Source organism: Pseudoalteromonas sp. MMG022, assembly GCF_021654245.1.
Classification (GTDB): Bacteria; Pseudomonadota; Gammaproteobacteria; order Enterobacterales; family Alteromonadaceae; genus Pseudoalteromonas; species Pseudoalteromonas amylolytica.
In genome coordinates, this window is sequence record NZ_JAKFZQ010000041.1 from 1 (window position 1) to 5,340 (window position 5,340).

At 42.9% G+C, this 5,340-nt stretch carries 3 protein-coding genes; all 3 read left to right on the top strand.

Annotated elements, in window-relative coordinates:
- Positions 1 to 1,580 (top strand): non-ribosomal peptide synthetase (locus L1070_RS20040; RefSeq protein ID WP_237126898.1); only part of this gene is annotated, 1,580 nt, incomplete at its 5' end.
- 29 nt (positions 1,581 to 1,609) lie between these two features.
- Positions 1,610 to 2,593, top strand: coding sequence for a TauD/TfdA family dioxygenase (locus L1070_RS20045; RefSeq protein ID WP_237126899.1), 984 nt, complete (start codon positions 1,610 to 1,612; stop codon positions 2,591 to 2,593).
- Between the two features lie 18 nt (positions 2,594 to 2,611).
- Positions 2,612 to 5,340, top strand: a 2,729-nt coding sequence (locus L1070_RS20050) for a condensation domain-containing protein (protein WP_237126900.1), incomplete at its 3' end; no start/stop codon positions are given.

The window sequence follows — 5,340 nt, forward strand, 5'->3', positions numbered from 1 at the left end:
CGCATATTATCTCAGACTCACGGGTTCAAGTGGTATTGACACAATCACATCTAAAAGCTGTTGTGACACAAGTCAGCATCGTGATGCTAGATGATTTAGAACATGCGCAGAGCACACATATTTTTTCAGGCTATAGCACAGAAGACCTCCAGCATTGTGCAGATACATTGAATGGTAACAATTTAGCCTATGTGATTTATACCTCAGGCTCAACAGGTCAACCTAAAGGTGTGATGTTAACGCATCAAAATGTGGTGAATTATCTTACTCAGGTGCAGCGTTACCCTCACGATGATGTTGAGTGTTCGGTGATGAGTACGTCATTGAGTTTTGATGCGACAGTCACACCTATTTTTGGTGCTTGGGTCAGAGGGATTAGCTTGAAAGTACTGCCAGAGAACAACAATATTCTGACAGCGCTGAGTGAGAGCATAGTCACGGAAAAAAGTGCGATGTTCAAGCTTACACCAGCCCACCTACAAGGGTTGGAGTTATCGCAACAGGCACAAGGTAAGCACGTTGTGATAGTCGGGGGAGAAGCGTTCTCTTATGAATTAGCGCGTAAAGCAATAAACATGATGCCAAACAGTTTATTCATCAATGAATATGGACCCACAGAGGCAACAGTAGGGTGTAGTGCTGAAATCTTCGGGCAACAAGCATTGAAGGATATGGAAGGCGCGGTAGACATTAATATTGGCCGGGCCATTGTTAATACACAATTGCTGGTATTGGATGATAAACAAAACTTGTTACCTATGGGGGCAACAGGAGAGTTGTACATAGGGGGAGAAGGATTGGCGCGAGGGTATTTGCATCAACCGGCGCTAACGGCCGAACGCTTTATTTACAATCCATTTTATGATGCGACTCAGGCCAATAGCTCAGAACATTTATATAGAACAGGAGATTTAGTACGTTACCTAGATGATGGCAAGCTGGAGTTTGTAGGGCGAACAGACGAGCAAGTTAAGCTAAGAGGATATCGTATTGAATTGGCGGAGATAGAGCACCATCTGAGTATGTTGGCAGAGGTAGACTCGGCTTGTGTGTTGGTGACAGATGTTGCGGGCATGCCGCAATTGGTAGCTTATATCAAAGGTGTAAACAACCAAGCGCTATCAACAGCACAGCTACAAGATGCGTTGAGAAGCAACTTACCAGATTACATGGTGCCAGAGATGTATGTCCCGCTAGAGCAGTGGCCATTGACGCCAAATGGTAAGATAGACAAGCGAGCGCTGATAGAGCTTGAGAAGACACAAAGCAAAACAGTACGCAGATTAGCACAAACCCCAAGCGAGCAGAAATTAGCAGCGATTTGGGCGGAGTTGCTGGATTTGTCACAAGAGGAAGTTTGCACGCAAACCAGCTTCTTTGAGTTAGGAGGAAACTCCTTATTGACTATGCGTATGATGGCGCGTATCAAAGGTGCATTCAATCAGATGATGAATGCTGAGCAATTGTTTGAAGAACCAACGATACAAAGTATTGCTAATAAATTGGATTGTTTAGCGATTTTGCAAACAACCGCAGAAGAGCACAATGATGAAGATGTCATTGCAGAAGGAACGTTATAAGCGGCTGATTCTCAGCCGATGGAGATGCTATGAATAATAATAATAATATCAAACCAGAATATAAAAAAATGAGTGATAGTCCTTATAGCCCATGTTTAATAGAGTTTGATAGTGGTAGCGAAAGTGCATTGGATTACTTATATCAGCACACGCGAGAGATTGAGAATATATTGAGTTCGGCTGGTGCTGTGCTCGTTCGTGGTGGGGGTTTTAATAACTACCAAGCGGTTGAGAAAGTCTCTGACTTGTTCTTTTTGGAAGCATTGAAATATAACGGTGAGCATTACCCTGTCGCCGAAAATACGTCGGTACAAAGGCCTGTTAATTATGCTAATGCTGAATTTTTGTTATGGCACAACGAGAACACGTTTAATCATTCTTTTCCAGCTAAGGCGATATTTGCTTGTGAGCTGAAAGCTGATGTAGGCGGACAAACACCGATTGCTGACAGCCGAGAAGTGCTTAATAACTTGGACAAAGAAGTGCGAGAAGCATTTATCAACAAACAGGTCATGTATGTTAGAAAGTACGAATCCCATGACTTTTTAGGTGTGGGTTGGAAAACAATCTTTAATACCGATGATAAACAAACAGTTGAGCGCTTGTGTCGTGAAAAGCACATGTCTTTTGAATGGGTAGATGGAGACATATTAATCACGCGTGCAGTTAGGCCAGCAGTCATAGAGCACCCCGTCAGCGGAGAACTAAGTTGGATAAATCAAGTGTTGCATTGGCATTTTCATTGCTTGAGCCCTGCTTCTCAAGAAGACGTAAAGGTCATGTTTGAAGAAGAAAGGTTGTATCCTCGTAATTGCTATTTTGGAGATGGTAGTAAAATTCCCAATGACTACATAGACCATATTCACGCTGTGTATAAACAATGCCAGATGCAATTTGATTGGCAAAACGGTGACCTACTGTTAGTGGACAACGTTTTAAAAGCACATGCAAGAAACCCATATAAAGGGGAAAGAAAGATACTTGTATCATTTGGCGATGTAATTACTTATTAATGCAAGGAAGTTGTGAATATGCATATCGATATCGCAGACATTATTAAGCGAGCCGCTGGGCTGGGCGTGCTACTTCATGTAGAAGGTGAAGAGCTTAAATTTAAACTTAAAGTGAAGGTGTTTCCGCCAGACATTAAACAGGAAATTATTGCCAACAAGTCCGCCATCATCGACTTTTTGAGTCAATTAAGCGCTGGCAATGAAGCAGGTTCAGTGCATACTGAGATTGCAAAAGTTCAAAGGCATCAGCAGGGGTTGCCGACTTCTTTTGCACAAAGACGCTTATTGTTGATTGATAAGCTACAAGGGGGAACGCCAGAGTACAATTCTCCCAAAGTGCTCACGGTATCGGGAAACGTGGATTTAGCTTTGCTCAATAAGGTGTTTAACACCATCATTGAAAGACACGAGGTTATTCGCACCATTTACTCAGAAGTGGATGGTGACATGTATCAGCATATTCAAAGCATGAGCCAAATTAACTTTACGGTTGACGTGCAGGATTTGACGCACCTAGATGAAACACTGCGCCATCAAGAAGCGTCGCGTTTAATCGCCGATGAGTTAAAAAGGCCTTTTGATCTGTCTGAAGATTTGATGCTACGTGTGAGCTACTTCAAAACACAGGCGGATGTTGGTTACTTCATATTGAACATGCATCACATTGCAACGGATGGCTGGTCAATGGAAGTGCTGACGAAAGAGTTCTTTACCCTTTACGATGCCTTTTATCACAATAAACAGAATCCGCTGCCGATGCTTGATATTCAGTATGCGGATTATGCTGCATGGCAAAGAAGTGATCAGGAAACAAAAAAAATCGCGACGCAGTTACAATACTGGGAGCAGCACTTAGATAACTTACCATCAGTTCATAGTTTGCCGTTGGATACAGTGCGTTCGCAACATCAACAACATCAAGGTGCGATGATAAGTCAAAGCTTGTCTAAAGAAGTGACGCAAAGGCTGATGGGTGTTGCCAATACACATAAGTTGACACCATTCATGCTTTTTCATGCAGCATTGTCACTGCTCATTTCTCGCCATGCCAATACCCATGACATTGTGGTTGGCACGCCAGTGGCGAATCGTACGCATGACTCATTGGCACCGCTGATTGGTTTTTTTGTCAATACTTTAGTGCTCAGAGCTAATACAGCATATGACACGTTATCGGATTATTTACATCATATCAGGCAAGTTCATCTAAAAGCGCAAGCCAACCAAGATGTCCCTTTTGAGCAGTTAGTTGATCGACTTAAAGTGCCTCGCAACACTGATCACAGCCCGTTATTTCAGATAATGATCACCACAAATACAGATTATGGTGTCAGTAATAATGCTCATGTGGCTGCGTTAACTGATCTAGATATTCGACCCTATCGCTCACAAACCATTGCAGCCAAATTCGATTTAGACATTGCATTGAATCTACATGAGAATGGCGCTGATATTCATTGGACCTATGATACGAGTTTGTTCAATGAGAAAACGGTTGCTAGGCTCAGCGAGCACTTGTGCCGATTAATGACTGGGATCAGTGAAGTGGGTGAGACTAACACCGCTATACGTACTTTACCGATGTTGTCACACAGTGAACAGCAGCATCTGGTTTATGATCTCAATGATAATGCGCTGGATTATCCTGTTGATAGATGCATTCACGAGCTTTTTGAGCATCAAGTGGAACAAACACCTAACCATGTTGCCATAATTTTTGCTGATCAACAGCTCACTTATCAAGCTTTGAATGAACGCGCCAACCGACTGGCGAATTATCTAATCGAGATGCACCATATTAAACCTGATACTTTGGTTGGTCTGTGTGTTGAGCGTTCTGTTGATATGGTTGTAGGTATCTTGGGGATCCTTAAAGCCGGAGGGGCTTACCTGCCGATTGACCCAAACTATCCTCAGGAACGTATAGATTACATCATTGATGATGCATCTTTGTCGACGATTGTCAGCCATGAATCAGCATTAAGTGTGCTCGCGGATTATTCTGGTGATGTCGTTAACCTAGATGAACGGGTGGCATATGATTATTTTAATCCAGACAATCTTGCCTGTGCCACTTTGGGTTTGGGTTCTACGCATCTTGCGTATGTGATATACACCTCGGGCTCAACTGGAAAACCTAAAGGGGTTATGGTGGAGCACCGTTCGGTTGTGAATCTAATCACAGCGCAAAAAGTATCTTATGGCTTTGAACAGTTGAGTTACGAAACGGGCATATTATTGGCCAACTATGCGTTCGATGCGTCTGTTGAGCAACTATTTTTAATGCTATTGACTGGCGCTAAGGTGATCATCCCAAGTCGCGCTGAATTACTTTCTGCAGATCAATTATGTTCATACATAAGTCGATACAAAGTGACACATCTCGATAGCACGCCTTCACATTTGTTGAGTTTCATCGGTGGAGTTAACTTTGACCATATACGCAGAATGGTGTCAGGTGGAGAAGGGTTTATACCGCAATTACTTGAGTTAAGTGACACGCAAATCTTTAATGTTTACGGCCCGACAGAGGCGTGTGTTACCAGCCATGTATCCAAGTCTCATGATTCAATTGGTAAAAGTATTAGCAATTGCCAGACGTTTGTTTTATCCGATACTCAACAGCTGGTTGCCAAAGGTTGTGTGGGAGAGTTGTACATTGGTGGAGACGGTCTAGCGCGTGGTTATTTGAATCGTCCGCAGTTGAGTGCAGAGCGCTTTATCGCCAACCCATTTTATGATGCCAC

Coding starts and splice junctions, on each gene's coding strand:
- L1070_RS20045 (WP_237126899.1), top strand. CDS start 1,610: ATGAATAATAATAATAATATCAAACCAGAATATAAAAAAATGAGTGAT.